General features: G+C 63.8%; 13 protein-coding genes. 4 read left to right on the top strand and 9 right to left on the bottom strand.

The features are described 5' to 3' along the window. Positions 1-154: 154 nt before the first annotated feature. The 3 genes from ACTRWG_RS14355 to ACTRWG_RS14345 are packed head-to-tail and all read right to left on the bottom strand — an operon-like array spanning position 155 to position 2369. A complete protein-coding gene (locus ACTRWG_RS14355) occupies positions 155-958 on the bottom strand; it encodes an ABC transporter substrate-binding protein (RefSeq protein ID WP_027235350.1) in 804 nt (267 codons plus the stop codon). Continuing rightward, the gene (locus ACTRWG_RS14350; protein WP_027235351.1) at positions 955-1665 is read right to left on the bottom strand and encodes an ATP-binding cassette domain-containing protein; all 711 of its coding nucleotides are present in this window, start codon (positions 1663-1665) and stop codon (positions 955-957) included. The genes ACTRWG_RS14355 and ACTRWG_RS14350 overlap by 4 nt, the downstream gene beginning before the upstream one ends. Next, the gene (locus ACTRWG_RS14345) at positions 1665-2369 is read right to left on the bottom strand and encodes an ABC transporter permease (protein WP_027235352.1); all 705 of its coding nucleotides are present in this window, start codon (positions 2367-2369) and stop codon (positions 1665-1667) included. The genes ACTRWG_RS14350 and ACTRWG_RS14345 overlap by 1 nt, the downstream gene beginning before the upstream one ends. A 347-nt stretch (positions 2370-2716) precedes the next feature. Here ACTRWG_RS14345 and nadA point away from each other — a divergent pair, with 347 nt between their 5' ends. From nadA to nadC, 3 genes are read left to right on the top strand one after another with little or no spacing between them, the layout of a single operon-like run. Continuing rightward, complete coding sequence (gene nadA, locus ACTRWG_RS14340) at positions 2717-3769, top strand: quinolinate synthase NadA (protein ID WP_027235353.1); 1053 nt, start codon at positions 2717-2719, stop codon at positions 3767-3769. Positions 3770-3772: 3 nt separating this feature from the next. Next, positions 3773-5329, top strand: coding sequence for an L-aspartate oxidase (locus tag ACTRWG_RS14335; RefSeq protein ID WP_027235354.1), 1557 nt, complete (start codon positions 3773-3775; stop codon positions 5327-5329). Then, a complete protein-coding gene (nadC, locus tag ACTRWG_RS14330; RefSeq protein ID WP_027235355.1) occupies positions 5326-6180 on the top strand; it encodes a carboxylating nicotinate-nucleotide diphosphorylase in 855 nt (284 codons plus the stop codon). Before ACTRWG_RS14335 ends, nadC begins: the two co-directional genes overlap by 4 nt. 60 nt (positions 6181-6240) lie before the next feature. Here the strand turns inward: nadC and ACTRWG_RS14325 are convergent, their stop codons facing one another. The 6 genes from ACTRWG_RS14325 to ACTRWG_RS14300 form a co-directional block, all read right to left on the bottom strand. Next, positions 6241-7710, bottom strand: coding sequence for a hypothetical protein (locus tag ACTRWG_RS14325; protein ID WP_027235356.1), 1470 nt, complete (start codon positions 7708-7710; stop codon positions 6241-6243). Continuing rightward, a complete protein-coding gene (locus ACTRWG_RS14320) occupies positions 7707-8471 on the bottom strand; it encodes a class I SAM-dependent methyltransferase (RefSeq protein WP_027235357.1) in 765 nt (254 codons plus the stop codon). The genes ACTRWG_RS14325 and ACTRWG_RS14320 overlap by 4 nt, the downstream gene beginning before the upstream one ends. Before the next feature lie 18 nt (positions 8472-8489). Further along, on the bottom strand, positions 8490-8870 hold the full coding sequence (locus tag ACTRWG_RS14315; RefSeq protein ID WP_027235358.1) for a GtrA family protein: 381 nt from the start codon (positions 8868-8870) through the stop codon (positions 8490-8492). Positions 8871-8872: 2 nt separating this feature from the next. After that, positions 8873-9850, bottom strand: coding sequence for a glycosyltransferase family 2 protein (locus tag ACTRWG_RS14310; protein ID WP_036797233.1), 978 nt, complete (start codon positions 9848-9850; stop codon positions 8873-8875). A 202-nt stretch (positions 9851-10052) separates the two neighbouring features. Beyond that, positions 10053-12038 (bottom strand): CocE/NonD family hydrolase, encoded by a 1986-nt coding sequence (locus ACTRWG_RS14305; RefSeq protein WP_462829485.1) that lies wholly within the window; start codon positions 12036-12038, stop codon positions 10053-10055. 237 nt (positions 12039-12275) lie between these two features. Next, positions 12276-13379, bottom strand: a complete 1104-nt coding sequence (locus ACTRWG_RS14300; RefSeq protein ID WP_260029526.1) for a CaiB/BaiF CoA transferase family protein — start codon at positions 13377-13379, stop codon at positions 12276-12278. Between the two features lie 272 nt (positions 13380-13651). Here ACTRWG_RS14300 and zwf point away from each other — a divergent pair, with 272 nt between their 5' ends. After that, a complete protein-coding gene (gene zwf, locus ACTRWG_RS14295; RefSeq protein WP_462829484.1) occupies positions 13652-15100 on the top strand; it encodes a glucose-6-phosphate dehydrogenase in 1449 nt (482 codons plus the stop codon). The last annotated feature ends 32 nt before the right edge of the window (positions 15101-15132 follow it).

The raw sequence follows: 15132 nt of genomic DNA, 5'->3' as shown, positions 1-15132 counted from the left end.
GGTTCATCCTTGGCGCGGCGCAGGCGAATCACAATTAGCACGGCGCTTCAGGGCGCTTATCTCACTCAATCACGGATCCGCGCGGCGCGGTGCTGCGCCCGACTATGCAGGGCATCTGTGACGCCCGGAATTGGCGGGAGTGCCCCACGCTGCGTTACTGTTCGGCGTTGAAGACAAACAGCGTCTCGCCGTTGATCCGGTAGCCGTTGATCAGCTCCTTCGCCTTGTCAGAGACCAGCCAGCCCTCCAGCTGCATCGCCAGACCGTTCTTCACGTGGCCGTGCTTTTCCGGGTTCACCGGGATGTAGGCATACTGGTTGAAAAGCACCGGATCCCCGGCAAACAGCAGCCCCAGCCCGGCTTTGTTGCCGAAGTTCAGCCAACTGGCGCGGTCCGACATGATATAGGCGTCCATACCCGCCGCCGTGTTCAGCGCAGCGCCCATGCCCGCGCCCACGGCGCGGTACCAATCCCCGAATCCATTTGGCTCCAGCCCGGCAGCGTTCCACAATGCCAGTTCTTTCTTATGGGTGCCGCTGTCATCGCCGCGGCTGACGAAAATTGCTTCGGCCCCGGCAATCCTTTGCAGGGCCGCTGCCGCGTCCTCAGAGCCGGCCACCCCGGCCGCATCGCCTTTGGGACCGATGAAGACAAAGTCATTGTACATGATCTCGCGCCGGTGGGTGCCGTTGCCGCCAGCCAAGAACTTTTCCTCAGCCTTCTTGGAATGCACCAGGATCGCGTCGACGTCGCCCGCCTCGCCCAGCCGGATCGCCTGGCCGGTGCCAACCACCAGCAGCTGCACATCCAGGCCCAAGTCCTTCTTGATCTCCGGCAGCAGGATCTCCGCCAGACCGGAATTGTGGAAGGACGTGGTAACCGCCATCTTCATCTCTTCCGCCAGAGCGGCAGAGGCCAGGGCCACAGATGCAATTGCACCAATAATCAGACGTTTCATTCGACAATATCTCCGTTCAGAAATGCACGGCCCTGCGGCGTTTGCGGCCCGGTAAAGAATGCCTCCGCCGGGCTGAATTCGTGGATGCGGCCGCCTAGGACAAAAATCACCTCATCGGCCAGCCGCCGCGCCTGCCCCATATTGTGGGTAGACATGATCAGCCGCGTACCACTCTCGGCGGCATGGGCCAGGATCTCTTCGATCTCGCGGGTGGCGCGCCCGTCCAGCGCGGCGCAGGGTTCGTCCAGGAACAGCACTTCCGGCTCGCGTACCAGGGCGCGGGCCAGGGCCAGCTTCTGCCGCTCGCCGCCCGACAGCATGGTGGCCTGGCGCTGCAGGATTCTCCCCAGGCCGACACGGGCCGCCCAGTCCGCTGCCCGCGTGCGCGCCTCGTGGCGGCCCACGCCCGTCAGCCGAAGCGGGTAGGCAATGTTCTCGATCACCGTGCGGCGCATCATCACCGGGGTTTGAAACACGAAGGCCTGCCGCTTCTGCGCCTCTTCCAGCGGGCATGCCCAGTCCAGGCTGCCGCCATTCATCCGCACAATGCCATGCAGCATTTTCAGCAGCGTGGTTTTTCCGGCCCCGTTGGGACCGATGACGATAGAGGTCCCCTGCCCGCCAAGCGTCAGATCGACCGGCCCTACCAACACCTTGCCGCGGCGGCGCACCTGAGCGCCCTGGGCCACCAGCGGGAACATCTGCATTACCAGCGCCCCTCGCTTTCGGTGCGGCCCAGCCAGTGGATTGTCAGGTTCACTGCAATCGCCAGCGCGATCAGCACAAACCCAAGCCCCAGCGCCATGGCAAATTCGCCCTTGCCGGTCTCCAGCGCAATCGCCGTGGTCAGCACCCGGGTGGCGTGGTCGATATTGCCGCCCACCACCATGATCGCGCCCACCTCACCAATTGCGCGGCCAAAGCCCGCCAGCGCCGCAGTCAGCAGCGCCCTGCGCCCGTCCCACAACAGCGCCTGGATGCGTTGGAACTGGGTGGCGTTCATCGAGATCAGAAGATCGTGGTAATCGCTCCACAACTCGCGCAAGGACTGATGCGCAACCGAGGCCACCAAGGGCACAACGATGATCACCTGCGCGATGATCATCGCCGTGGGGGTAAACAGCAGGCCGAATACGCCGAACGGACCGGCGCGGGACAGGAACACATAGACCACAAGGCCGACCACCACCGGCGGCAGCCCCATCAGAGCGTTCAGTACCGCAATCGTGGCGCGGCGCAGCCGGAACCGGCGCACCGCCAGAAAGGCCGCCAGCGGCAGCGCAATGGCACAGGCGATGGCAAGCGCGGTCAGCGTCACCCGCAAGGAGCGCAGGGTGATTTCCACCAGATCCGCGTCCAGCGTCACCAGAAGCCAAAAGGCCTGGCACAGTCCTGCCCACAGATCAGTCATGCCGCTCGCTCAACTCCGCTTCAGCCGGTCAGTCCGGTCAGTCCGGGTCTAACACCCTCTGACGAATTTCAAAATCACAGGAGGAGGCATTGGAACAGCCAAAAGCGGCAGTGCTCTGGAAAAAGACCCTATCGAACACCATATCACTAGCGTCAGTCAAAGACTTAGCACTGAAACCCCGGTTCCGGCGGGGTCATGCGGCGCAGGCGTGCAAACCCATGCCGCCTGTTAGCGCCAAATCACCGCATTTGGCCGCAAATCCCTTCACGCGCGCTTGCGTGCGCGATTTGAACGTGAAACAACCCCCGCCCAAAGTGTCACACCGGACGCAACCTTGAGGAAACGCCATGTTCGACCTGCAATCCATGCGGGATCAGCTCGCCGCCCACTATGATCTGGCCCCGAATCCGGCCCTGGCCGAACAGATGGCAGATATCTACGCCCGCATGGACCGCGTGGTGAACCCAATCGAATGGGCCACCCATGCGCCTTATGTTGCGGCGATTCTGGAGCTGAAGAAGCAGCGCAACGCGGTGATCCTGGCGCATAACTACATGACGCCGGAAATCTATCACGGGATCTCGGATGTGGTCGGTGACAGCCTGCAGCTGGCAATTGAGGCCACCCGGGTCGAGGCCGATGTGATCGTGCAGTGCGGCGTGCATTTCATGGCCGAAACCTCCAAGATCCTGAGCCCGGAAAAAACCGTGCTGATCCCCGATATGGAGGCTGGCTGTTCCCTGGCCGAAAGCATCACCGCCGAAGGCGTTGCGGAAATGCGGCGCCGCTACCCCGGCGCGCCGGTGGTCACCTATGTGAACACCACGGCTGAGGTGAAAGCCGCATCCGACATCTGCTGCACGTCCTCCAACGCGGCGCAGATCGTTGCGGCGATGGAAGAAGACACCATCATCATGACGCCGGACCAGTATCTGGCCCAGAACATTGCCCAGCAGGTTCCGGAAAAGAACATCGTCTGGTGGGAGGGCTCCTGCATCGTGCATGAGCAGTACACCGCCAAGGATCTGCGCGACTTCCGCGAATGGAACCCGGGCACCCGGCTGATTGCGCATCCCGAATGCCCGCCAGATGTGGTGGCCGAGGCCGATTTCTCCGGCTCGACCAGCGGTATCGTCAAATACGTGACCGACGAAAAGCCGGAAAAGGCTCTGCTGATCACCGAATGCTCGATGGCGTCGAACATCGCCGATCAGCTGCCTGAGGTGGAATTCGTCGGCCCATGCAACATGTGCCCCTACATGAAGAAGATCACGCTGGAGAAAGTCCTGTGGTCGCTGCACACGATGACCGAGCCGGTCGAGGTTGATCCCGAAGTGGCCGAAAAGGCCCGCGTCGCGGTGCAGCGGATGATCGACCTTTCGCAGAAACTGGGCATCTGATCCGTGGTCGAAACCGGCCGCATCGTCATTGCCGGCGCAGGCCTGGGCGCGCTGTACGCTGCTCTTGAGCTGGCCCCCAGGCCGGTCCTGGTGATCTCCCCCGAAACCCTGGGTGAAGGCGCAAGCTCGGCCTGGGCCCAGGGCGGCGTTGCGGCTGCCATGGCCAATCACGACACGCCGGAAGCGCACGCCGCGGATACTCTGCAGGCGGGCGCTGGCACCGTCGACCCCGAGGTCGCCGCCATGGTCACCCGCGTGGCCCGCGAGCATATCGTCGACCTGACCGAGCTTGGCACTCCCTTCGACCGTGACGCCGAAGGCAACTATGTCATGAGCCGCGAGGCCGCCCATTCCGCTGCCCGCGTGGTTCGGGTAAAGGGCGATCAGGCCGGCGATCAGATCATGCGGACGCTGATTGCCGCGGTCCGCGCTGCGCCCTCCGTGCAGGTTCTGGAAAACACCCAGGCCGTGCGGCTGGAGACCGAGGACGGCACTGTCACCGGCATCTGGATCTCCCGCGCTGACACGCCGTCAGCGCCGGTGCTGATCAAGGCGCCGGGCGTGCTGCTGGCGGGCGGCGGCTCCGGCGGGCTTTATGCCCACACCACCAACCCGCCCCGCATCCGCGGCCAGGTGATCGGCTTTGCTGCCCGCGCAGGCGCCCGCATTGCCGATCCGGAATTCGTGCAGTTCCACCCCACTGCCTTTGACATAGGCGAGGACCCTGCCCCGCTGGCCACAGAGGCCCTGCGCGGCGAAGGCGCGGTGCTGATCAATGCGGACGGCGAGCGCTTCATGCTGGCAGCTCACCCCGATGCGGAGCTTGCCCCCCGTGACATTGTCGCCCGGGCAATCTTTGCCGAGACCCAAGCAGGCCGCCGGCCGATGCTCGACACACGTGCAGCGCTGGGGTCCGAGGTGCTGACCCGCTTCCCAACCGTGGCCGAAACCTGCGCCCGCGCGGGCATCGACCCGGTGCAAGAGCCGATCCCCGTGGCCGTCGCCGCCCATTACCACATGGGCGGGGTCGATGCGAACATGAATGGCCGCACCAGCCTGGCAAATCTCTGGGTCTGCGGCGAGGCGTCCTCCACCGGCCTGCATGGCGCCAACCGGCTCGCCTCCAACGGATTGCTGGAAGCGCTGGTCTATGCCCGCAACGCGGCGCAGGACATGTCCGCCCCGCAAACCCCGGAACACGCAGAACAGGTCCGCCTCAGCTTCCCCGCCGGCGGGCAAGAGCTTGACCGGGAGGCGGTGAACACCCTGCGGAAGACCATGACTGCCCATACCGGCGTGCGCCGCACCGCTGCAGGTCTGAAACAGGCGCTCTCCACCATAGCCCGGCTTGAGGCCGAACAGTCTGCGGACGAAAACTTCCTCAATATGTGCGCCACCGCCACGCTGATCGCTGCCGCGGCGCTGAGGCGAGAGGAAAGCCGCGGCGGCCATTTCCGCGACGACTTTCCCATGGCGGACCCGGCACAGGCCCACCGCACCCGCATCACCCTGGACGAGGCCCTGGCCATCCGCGCCGGGGCCGTGAAGGAACTGACATGAGCACCCACTTCGCCACCCTGCCCGACCTGATCCTGGAACCGATGGTGCGCGCCGCCCTGATGGAGGACCTGGGCCAGAACGGCGATATCACCACCCGTGCGGTGATCCCGGCCTCGGCAACCTACGCCGCCCGGCTGAACGCCCGCGAGGACGGTGTTGTGTCGGGAATGCAGATTGCCCGCATCGCCTTTCACCTGGTGGATGCCGGACTGAAGGTGGAAACGCTGCTCCCCGATGGCAGCCCTTGCAAAAAGGGCGACACGCTGATGACTGTCGAAGGCTCTGCCGCCTCGATCCTGTCGGGCGAGCGCGTCGCGCTGAACTTTGCCGGCCGCCTGACCGGCATCGCCACGCTGACCTCCGCCTTCGCCGCGGAAACCCAAGGCACCTCCACCCGCATCACCTGCACCCGCAAGACCACCCCGGGCCTGCGCATTGCCGAGAAACAGGCGGTGCTGCACGGAGGCGGGTACAATCACCGTTTCGGCCTGTCGGATGCGATCCTGATCAAGGACAACCACATCGCCGCTGCCGGCGGTGTAAAAGCGGTGCTGGAAGCCGCCAAGGCCAGCGTCAGCCACATGATGAAAGTGGAAATAGAAGTCGACACCCTGGACCAGCTGGCCGAGGTGATCGCCACCGGCGGGGCAGACGTTGTCCTGCTCGACAACATGGATACCCCCACTCTCGCCAAGGCAGTGGAGATATCCAAGGGTCATGTGGTGACCGAGGCCTCCGGCAACATGCGGCTGGAACGCATTGCGGAAGTGGCAGCAACCGGCGTCGACTACATCTCGTCCGGTGCGCTTACCCATTCGGCGCGCACGCTGGATCTGGGCCTCGACTTCTGATTTCCCCGGTCAGCTGGCAGCGGCTGGCGGGCCTTCGCTTGCCAGCTCTGGTCTGTCTCTCTAATCCGACTGGCGCAACTGACGGGCCGCTTCAAGCTTGTCCTGCCGCAGCGCCTCGGGCGACAGCATCAGCACTGAACCGCCTTCAACCTGGCGCACCTCGAACCCTTTGCGGCCCTGCAACCCGGCGCGCAGTTCGTCCGGCAGCGCTGCGCAATCCTCAGGACGGCTCTCGCACATCACGATCTCGCGCCCGGTCAGATGATGCAGGCGGAATGCAACCGAATGGTGCTTTTGCAGATCCGATTTCCGGGTCGCCTCCAGCGACAGATAGGTGCCGGTGACGTAAACCGGACCCTGCCCTTCTGCCAGCTCCGCGGCCATGACCTGGCTCACCCTGTGCCATTCAGTGAGAACCCGGTGCGTCAGGCCGCCAAAAATCACATAAACCGCGGTCACGGCAAACAGCAGGTTCCGGCTCAGCCGGGCCCCGCCGCTGTCGCGCAGTGCAATGGCGAACAGCCCGATGAAAACAGCGCCAAAGATCCACAGAAACCCGCCAGAGCGCACCGGCATGTCAATACCGCTGCGGATCACTTGCACGCAGATCAGCGCCACCCCCATGGCAGCGCCGGACAGCAGGTAGAGCGCCCGCCATTTATCCTGCCGCAGCACAACCCAGACCGCGCAGGCCAAAAGCACGGCCTGCATGAGCGCCAGAACCCAGTTGTTATAAGCACCCTTCTGCGCCAGGCTGGCCAGGAACTGCCAGGCCAGTTTGGAATTTTCGAGCGCCGACGCCAGATCCCGCGCCGGGCTGGGATTGCGCCATTCCGCCATCGGCACGCCGAACACCCCATGCACGGCATAGTTCAGCGAATAGATCGCCAGCATGCCGAGCGCGAAACTGGCAATGAACAGCGCCAGCAGCCCCGCCAGGTCCCGGGCCGATCGCGCGACGCCGGCGCGGGTCAGGCTCAGCCCCAGGATCAGGAACGGATAGGTCGTGTAGGCCATTAGCGAGACCGGAACAAAAATCAGCATCAGCCAGCGGCAGGCCCGCTCGCTCAGCCTTGTGGTCAGCCAGGCATAAAGCGCGACAATGGCCAGCCCCGGGATCAGCGTGTTGAACCACAATGAGATCAGCACCCAAGGCAAGCCGAGACCTGCGATCAGCGCAACCATCACCCGCTGCCAAGTCTCTGCCTCGCGCCCAAAAGCGTTGTGGACCAGGCAGCCAAGATAGACGGCCCATAACAGCTGATAGACCAGGTAATTCAGCCATGCCGGCGTCACGTATCCGCGCAGATGCCAAAGGTAATTGATCCAGCGCCCCTCAGTCAGGGTCTTTGAGTAAAACAGCGATGGGTCTGACAGCAGCGCCGGGTAGTCATCATGCCGGATCATCGGGTCCGGCAGCTGGAACAGCGCCGTCAGCAGCAGCATCGCAAAGATTGCAGCCACCGTGACCGGCAGCTGCGGCAGGGCGCGCCGCTGCGCAGCGCTGCTGCCGGCCGAGACCAAGGTCATCCTGCGGTCTCCTGCAGGCGGCGGGCGCGGCGGGCCAGTACAGCGGCCTGGATCTGGGCAATCTTAGTCACCATCGGCCGCGGCATCAGCGACACGATTCCGCGCCGCATCCGCCAGCTCAGGCTACCAGCCAGCGGCACCTTCTGACCGGCCGGAACTGCCGCGGCCAGCACCTCTTGCGGCAAACCTTGCCGGCCTGCTTCATTGGCATAAAGCACAGTGTTGTAGCGGTACCAGGGCGCGACGCCTTGCATGTGTCTCAGCCGGGGGCGGGCAAAATCGAAGGCGGTGAAACCGCGCGCCGCAAACATCTCCTGCCAGAAGGACAGCGGCTTCTCATTGATATGAAACTCGCCCCCCTGTCCTGGTACCGCGGCGGAAAACAGCACCCGGTCGGCATGGCGGGTCAGGCTGTCGACCAGCTTCTCCGAAGCCGCTTCAGGCAGGTGCTCGCCCACCTCAAGGCTTTGCGCCAGGTCAAACTTGCGGCCCAGGTCAAAGGTTTTGGTCAGGTCTGCTGCGTGGAACTGCTGGCGCGGGATCGCCAGCTGATCACGATCCACATAATCGCCGTCAACGCCGGCGACATCGGTCACACCGGCCTTGATCCATTCGCTCAGCCACACACCGCGGCCGCTGCCCAGGTCCAGCACGCTGCCCGCCTGCAGTTGCGGCTGCACCACAGAGATCATCGCCTGCGCCGAAGACCGCGCGCCCCGCTCGATATAATCGTAAAATTCGTTGGAATAGATATGAGACATGATTGCTCCGAACTTTAGTCAGCCAGCCGCGGCATACACCCAGAGGCGGAAGATGATGAAATTCTGTACCGGCAAGATCACCGTGACGGCAGCGGCGGACAGCCAGTCCGCCCAGCCCAGCGCAGGGCCGAACACGCCGGTGATCAGCGCCGAGACGGCAAAACCCGCGGCAATGGTGCAGGCAAACCGCGCCATCTGGTCCGGCAGGCCCAGCGGGCGGCGGAAGGTCCACCAGGTTTGCAGCACATATTGCACCGCAACCGCGCCAGCAAAGGCCAGGGCATTGGCCGGCGCCTGCGCCATGCCCGCCGTCAGCAGTGCGGTGTAGGCCAGCACATAAAGCCCCGCGACCGTCGCACCGACGACGGAAAAGCGCAGGATTTGCCCGGTGTCCGCCATACTCACGACGCTTCCTTGCGCAGCGGTGCGGGCTCGATCTGCACCGGCTCTGCAGCTTTGCCTTCGCCGGTTTCCTCTGACAGAAAGTACATCGGGCGCTGCTTGCTCTCCATATAGAGCCGCCCGATATATTCCCCCATGATCCCCAGCGTCAGCAGCTGGATCCCCGAGAAGAAGGAAATCGCCAGCAGCATCGAAGCCCAGCCGGGTGCGGTGTTGTAAAGGACCAGCGACAAGAACACGTAGACCGCCATCAGAAAGGTCACATAGAGGCTCAGAAACGCCAGCCGCGTCGCCATCTTCAGCGGTTTGGTGGAAAAGCCGGTCAGCGCATCCGTTGCAAAGCGCAGCATCGCCCGGAACGGGTACTTTGTTTCGCCCGCAACCCGCGCATCGCGCACATACTCCAGCCCGATCTGCTTGAACCCCGCCCAGGCGAACATGCCGCGGATGAACCGCGCCCGCTCCGGCATCGCCAGCACCGCATCCAGCGCGCGGCGGCTGACCAGGCGGAAGTCGCCGGTGTCCTTGGGAATATCCACATCCGACAGCGTGTTCAGGAAGCGGTAGAACAGATAGGCGGTGGCCTTCTTGAACAGGGTTTCCCCCTGCCGTTCGGCCCGGCGCCCGTAGACCACGTCATAGCCGCGGTCCATCATCATCATCATGTCCGGCAGGATCTCCGGCGGGTCCTGCAGGTCGGCGTCCAGCATAAAAATGCGCGCGCCGCGCGCCGCCTCCAGTCCCGCGGTCAGCGCCACCTGGTGGCCGCGGTTGGCCGACAGCCGTATTCCCCGCACCACCGGGTATTTGGCATGGGCGGCCTCGATCGCCGCCCAGGTACCGTCGCTGGAGCCGTCATCCGCCAGGATGATCTCGGCGTCCTGCGCCCATGGTTCTATGGCCTGCACCAGCCGTTCCACCAGCAGCGGAACCGACTCTTCTTCATTGTAGCAGGGCACAACAACGGAAAGCTGCACTTTCTCGCCCTCATGTCTGTTTGTTAACCGCTCGTTAACCGCGATACTGGCCGATCCGGCGCGGACAGGGCAACGGCGGCCTGCTGAGAGTTAAATTTGCAATCAAATGGTTAAGGGCCTGTGTGCTTTGGGTAACGCACTTTGGCGAAACCAAGGCAAATGCGGACGAATTGCCTAAAATCCGCCGACATCCCGCCCCGGTTTACAGCACGCCGCGGGGAATCGTTTCCCGCCACTCCTTGGTCAGCACCACATCCCGGTCCGCGCTCTCATAAGCGGTCACCTTGCGCCAGAGATAGAAATTCTCCCGGTCGCAGGTCATCTTGTTCTCAGTGTCAATCGCAACCTGCCAGCCCCCGCGCTCGAACTCGAAGATCCAGTCACTGGCAAAAGCTGCCGTGGCCGGGTCATCCGGATGCACCTCGTAGTGCATGGTCACATGGCTGCCCGCGCACATCCCGTGATAGGGATCCACCGCCTTGCCGTAATCGTCAAAGGTATCCAGCACCAGCGCGCCGTCCTCCCGCGTCCAGGTTCTGGAGGTGCCGCCTGGCGGGCGCAGCTGCTCTGCCTGCAGCACCGGATATTCCCGCGGCGCTCCGGGGTTCTGCGGTTCGACCTCCTGGTCCGCTTTGCGCTCCGGCAGTATCAGGGCGCAGCCCTCCAGATGCAAAGTCACCTCCGCCGCCTCCGGCGCGGGCCAGACAATCGGCCAGTAGGACGCTGACAGCGCCAGCCGCAGCACATGCCCCGGCTTCAGGCGGTGCGCGCATTCATTCAGCTCAATCTCCGCCTCATAGCGCTGCCCAGGCACCAGCTTTTGCGGCGCTTCAAACCCGTTGCGGCAGGTCAGATTCAGCGGCCGGAAAGTGATCCGCTGCGACACGCCCTCGGGTGAAACATCGCACAACCGCGCCACAAGCTGCGCCACCGGCTTGTCGGCGCTGAACGCCACCTTGACCCGCGGCCTGCCCAGCAGTTCCAGCGGGTCCGTCAGAGGCACGGTATCGAAACAGGCGGACAGCCTGTCATCTTCCCTCTGATCGCCCGCCAGCTCATTATCGAACCGCATCCCCGGGCAGAAATAGCCGGAGGCCTGTCCGACCGTCGCGGGATTGCTGACCACGGTGACACCTCTGCCCGGCTGATCCGCCAGCCCGCCCTGCGCCACATGCATCACCCGGTCCCGCACATTCGGCGAGGGCCACTCAGCCTCTGCCACCCATCGGCCCTGGCGCGGCTTGTTCTGCATGGTTGGGTTGAAGTGCTCCTGCATGAAAACGCGGTAATCCGGCAAGGCTTCGGCGCCGGTCTCTTTGCCCTTCAGCCACTTGCCGAACCAGCGCAGTACCTCGCCATGGAAATCCGCCGGATCCAGCTTGGCGACATGGGCATAGCGGTGTTCCCAAGGGCCGATCATGGCCTTGGCGGGCACAGTCAGATTGGCCGCCAGCGCAGACGGTGCGTTCACATAGGCGTCGGCCCAGCCGGTGATCGCCAGCACCGGCGCCTGGATCGCCGACCAGTCCTCGCAGACCGAGCCGTGTTTCCAGAAATCCCCGCGTGTCTGCCGCCGCAGCCATTCGGCAGCCATGAAAGGCATACCCTCGATCCGCTTGATCCAGTCCTCGCGCCAGTCCGGCCGGTGCTGCGGGTCCGCGGGGCGCGACTGATAGGCGAACATCTGGCTGCCCCAGTTGGCGTTGTCGCTCAGCAGACAGCCGCCCATGTAATGGATGTCATCGGCGTAGCGGTCCACGGTCGAGGCCACCGAGACCACCGCTTTCAGCGCCTCCGGACGGCGGAAGGCCAGTTGCAGCCCGTTAAAGCCGCCCCAGGAAATACCGATCATGCCGATATTGCCGTTGCACCACTCCTGCGAGGCGATCCAGGCCAGCACCGCCTCGCCGTCGCTCAGCTCCTTTTCAGAATATTCATCGTCAAACACGCCCTCGCTGTCACCGGTGCCTGCAATGTCCACCCGGATACAGGCGTATCCTTCGGCGGCAAAGACCGGATGCGTGGTCTCGTCCCGGGGCGCGGTGCCGTCGCGCTTGCGGTAGGGAAGATACTCCAGGATCGCCGGAAACGGCCCCGCGCCCTCCGGCATCCAGGTCCGCGCGGACAGCCTGCGGCCGTCTGGCAAGGTGATCCAAGTGTTCTCGATGATGCGGTAAGCGCCGGGCATGGGCATGTTCCTGTTGTTAGTTTAGCTTCAGCCACACCCAGCAACCTCTCCAGATCACCCGCTCATGAAAAGGGCGCACTTGTGAGCGGATGTAAGCGAATTGACGCAGGTTAGGTCCAGGTTGAGACGACCTGCCCGGCACACCTCTGCCTTTTGGGAAATTTTAACCGCCACAGCCGCATGCACACGGCGGCGCAGGACGGAGCCGGTTTGCCGCCGCAGACGCCTAGGGCGCGGTTACTTCGGCAGCTTCGGCGCCGACTTTTCCAAGGCCAGTTCCGCGTCCGAGAACTTCCACGGACCCCGCACTCCCTTCACTCCTTCAGGAGCGATCTGCATCTCCCGGTGCTTGATTTGCGGATCCTCGAAGGCCTGTCCGATGGTGTTGATCGGTCCCGCAGGCACCGTCGCCGCCTCCAGCGCCGCCAGCAAATCCGCCTGGGTCCACTCTGCCAGAACTTGCTCCAGAATTGCCGTCAGCGCCTTGCGGTTGGCGACCCGCAGCTGGTTGGTCTGGAAGCGCGCATCCGCCTTGGACTGCGCCAGACCCAGCACATCGCACAAACGCTGGAACTGCCCGTCATTGCCCACCGCCAGGATCACATGGCCGTCCTTCACCGCCATCACCTGGTAAGGCGCGATGTTCGGGTGGTCATTCCCCAAACGCATGGGGCTATCGCCGGTCGCCAGGTAGTTCATCGCCTGGTTCGCCAGCAGGGCCGTTGCGCAATCCAGCAGCGACATGTCCAGATGCTGGCCGCGCCCGGTCCGGTGGCGCTGCTCCACCGCTGCCAGAATGCCGATGGTGCCATAAAGCCCGGTGACGATATCAGTGATCGCCACACCGACCTTTTGCGGCTGGCCATCCTGCGCTCCAGTGATCGACATCAGCCCGGACATGCCCTGCAACAGAAAGTCGTACCCCGCCCGCCTGGCATAAGGCCCGTCCTGACCAAAGCCGGTCACTGAACAGTAGATCAGCCGCGGATTGATCTTGCTAAGGCTGTCATAGTCCAGCCCGTATTTCTTCAGCCCGCCGACCTTGAAGTTTTCGATCAGGATGTCTGCATCCTTGATCAGCTCAATGACCCGCTGCTTGCCTTCTTCCGTGCGGAAGTCAGCGGTTACGCAGCCCTTGCCGCGGTTGGCGGCATAATAGTAGGCGGCCGTCCTGTCGCCATCGCGCTCGATGAACGGAGGCCCCCACTTGCGGGTATCGTCACCCTCCGGGCTTTCCACCTTTACCACTTCGGCGCCCAGGTCCGCCAGCGACTGGCCGATCCAGGGCCCGGCCAGGATGCGCGCAAGTTCAACCACCTTGAGGCCTGCAAGCGGGGTCATGGGCACTCCTCCCTGTTGGTGCCTTCGTCTTTGCCGGTATGCTTAGCCGCTGCGCCGCTCTCCTGCAAGATTTGATCAAATCCAGGTCCGGCGAAAACGCCCAAGGCTGAAAGCCTGCCCCGGAAAATTTCCCGATGGCACCGGCTGCAACAATATGTTAGCGATAACTCAACTTTAACCGGCCATGTGCCAGCTGAGGCAATTGAATTGCCCCGTCCCAGGCGGCACAATGGCCCGGCCTCTGGCCCCAATGGAACAGCGATGTAAAATCAATGGTTTCCCGCGTCATACCCGTCCAGCCTTTTGACCTCGTGCTGTTTGGCGCGACCGGCGACCTGGCCCGGCGCAAAATCCTGCCGGCCTTGTTCCACCGCTTCCAGATAGGCCAGTTCGACAGCAACTGCCGGATCATCGGCAGTTCGCGCAGCGACCTGACAACGGAGGAGTTCCGCAGCCAGACCGCTGATGCCATCCGCGACTTCGGCCAGGACGTGGAGACCACGCCGGAAGAGATTGCCGGTTTCACCGCGCTTCTGGACTATGTCGCGGTAGATGCGCGCGGCGATAACGGCTGGGCCGAAATCCACGGAAAACTGCGCGACGATGCCGTCCGCGCTTTCTATCTTTCCGTGGGCCCATCCCTGTTTCCCGACATTGCCCGCCGCCTCAGCGAAACCGGGATTGCCACGCCCGAAAGCCGTATCGTGCTGGAAAAACCCTTTGGCCATAACCTCGCCTCGGCCCAGGCGCTGAACGCGGCGCTGCGGGAGCACTTCGAGGAGCAGCAGATCTACCGGATCGACCACTACCTCGGCAAAGAGACGGTGCAGAACCTGATGGCGCTGCGCTTTGCCAACTCGCTGTTTGAACCGCTCTGGAACTCCTCCCATATCGACCATGTGCAGATCACAGTGGCCGAAAGCATCGGCATTGAGGGGCGCGAGGAATATTATGACAAATCCGGCGCCATGCGGGACATGGTGCAGAACCACCTGGTGCAGCTCCTGTGCCTGACCGCGATGGAGCCGCCCGCCCATTTTGCGCCCAATGCAGTGCGCGACGAGAAGGTCAAAGTGATCGAAGCGCTGCGCCCGGTGCCGCAGCCCAGCATCGCCCGCGGCCAGTACAGGGGCAAAACCGGTGACGGTTACCGCGATCACGCAGGCAACGCGCAAAGCCGCACCGAAAGCTATATCGCGCTCAAGGTCGAAGTGGCGAACTGGCGGTGGGCCGGCACGCCGTTCTACCTGCGCACCGGCAAACGGCTGCGCGACCGGGTGAGCGAAATTGCGGTCTATTTCCGCGACCCGCCGCACAATATCTTCGAAGGCTCCGGCCCTGTGCACGGCAACGTCCTGGTGATCCGTCTGCAGCCCGACGAAGGCATAACTCTGAAGACCACCATCAAGGATCCTGGCCCCGGCGGCATGCGCCTCACGGGCGCCAACCTCGACATGACCTTTGCTGATGAGCTGCCGGAGTCGGGCCGTCCGCAGGACGCCTATGAGCGGCTGATCATGGATGTGATCCGGGGCAACCAGACCCTGTTTATGCGCGGCGACGAGGTTGAGGCCGCATGGGCCTGGGCCGATCCGATCATTGCCGGCTGGGAAGACACCGGCGAGGCCCCTCAGCCCTACGACAGCGGCAGCGCCGGACCCGACGACTCTCTCCTGCTGATCCACCGCGACGGCCGCCGCTGGCGCAGTATCGGAACCTAAGACAGCCGCCCTCCCCTTTGCCCCCGCAGTTT

This window comes from Leisingera sp. G5_S3_59_S7 (assembly GCF_054968485.1).
The sequence above is the reverse complement of the archived record's forward strand: the minus strand, read 5'-3'. Positions and strand labels throughout refer to the sequence as shown.

Coding starts and splice junctions, on each gene's coding strand:
- ACTRWG_RS14355 (WP_027235350.1), bottom strand. CDS start 958: ATGAAACGTCTGATTATTGGTGCAATTGCATCTGTGGCCCTGGCCTCT.
- ACTRWG_RS14350 (WP_027235351.1), bottom strand. CDS start 1,665: ATGCAGATGTTCCCGCTGGTGGCCCAGGGCGCTCAGGTGCGCCGCCGC.
- ACTRWG_RS14345 (WP_027235352.1), bottom strand. CDS start 2,369: ATGACTGATCTGTGGGCAGGACTGTGCCAGGCCTTTTGGCTTCTGGTG.
- nadA (WP_027235353.1), top strand. CDS start 2,717: ATGTTCGACCTGCAATCCATGCGGGATCAGCTCGCCGCCCACTATGAT.
- nadC (WP_027235355.1), top strand. CDS start 5,326: ATGAGCACCCACTTCGCCACCCTGCCCGACCTGATCCTGGAACCGATG.
- ACTRWG_RS14325 (WP_027235356.1), bottom strand. CDS start 7,710: ATGACCTTGGTCTCGGCCGGCAGCAGCGCTGCGCAGCGGCGCGCCCTG.
- ACTRWG_RS14320 (WP_027235357.1), bottom strand. CDS start 8,471: ATGTCTCATATCTATTCCAACGAATTTTACGATTATATCGAGCGGGGC.
- ACTRWG_RS14315 (WP_027235358.1), bottom strand. CDS start 8,870: ATGGCGGACACCGGGCAAATCCTGCGCTTTTCCGTCGTCGGTGCGACG.
- ACTRWG_RS14305 (WP_462829485.1), bottom strand. CDS start 12,038: ATGCCCGGCGCTTACCGCATCATCGAGAACACTTGGATCACCTTGCCA.
- ACTRWG_RS14300 (WP_260029526.1), bottom strand. CDS start 13,379: ATGACCCCGCTTGCAGGCCTCAAGGTGGTTGAACTTGCGCGCATCCTG.
- zwf (WP_462829484.1), top strand. CDS start 13,652: ATGGTTTCCCGCGTCATACCCGTCCAGCCTTTTGACCTCGTGCTGTTT.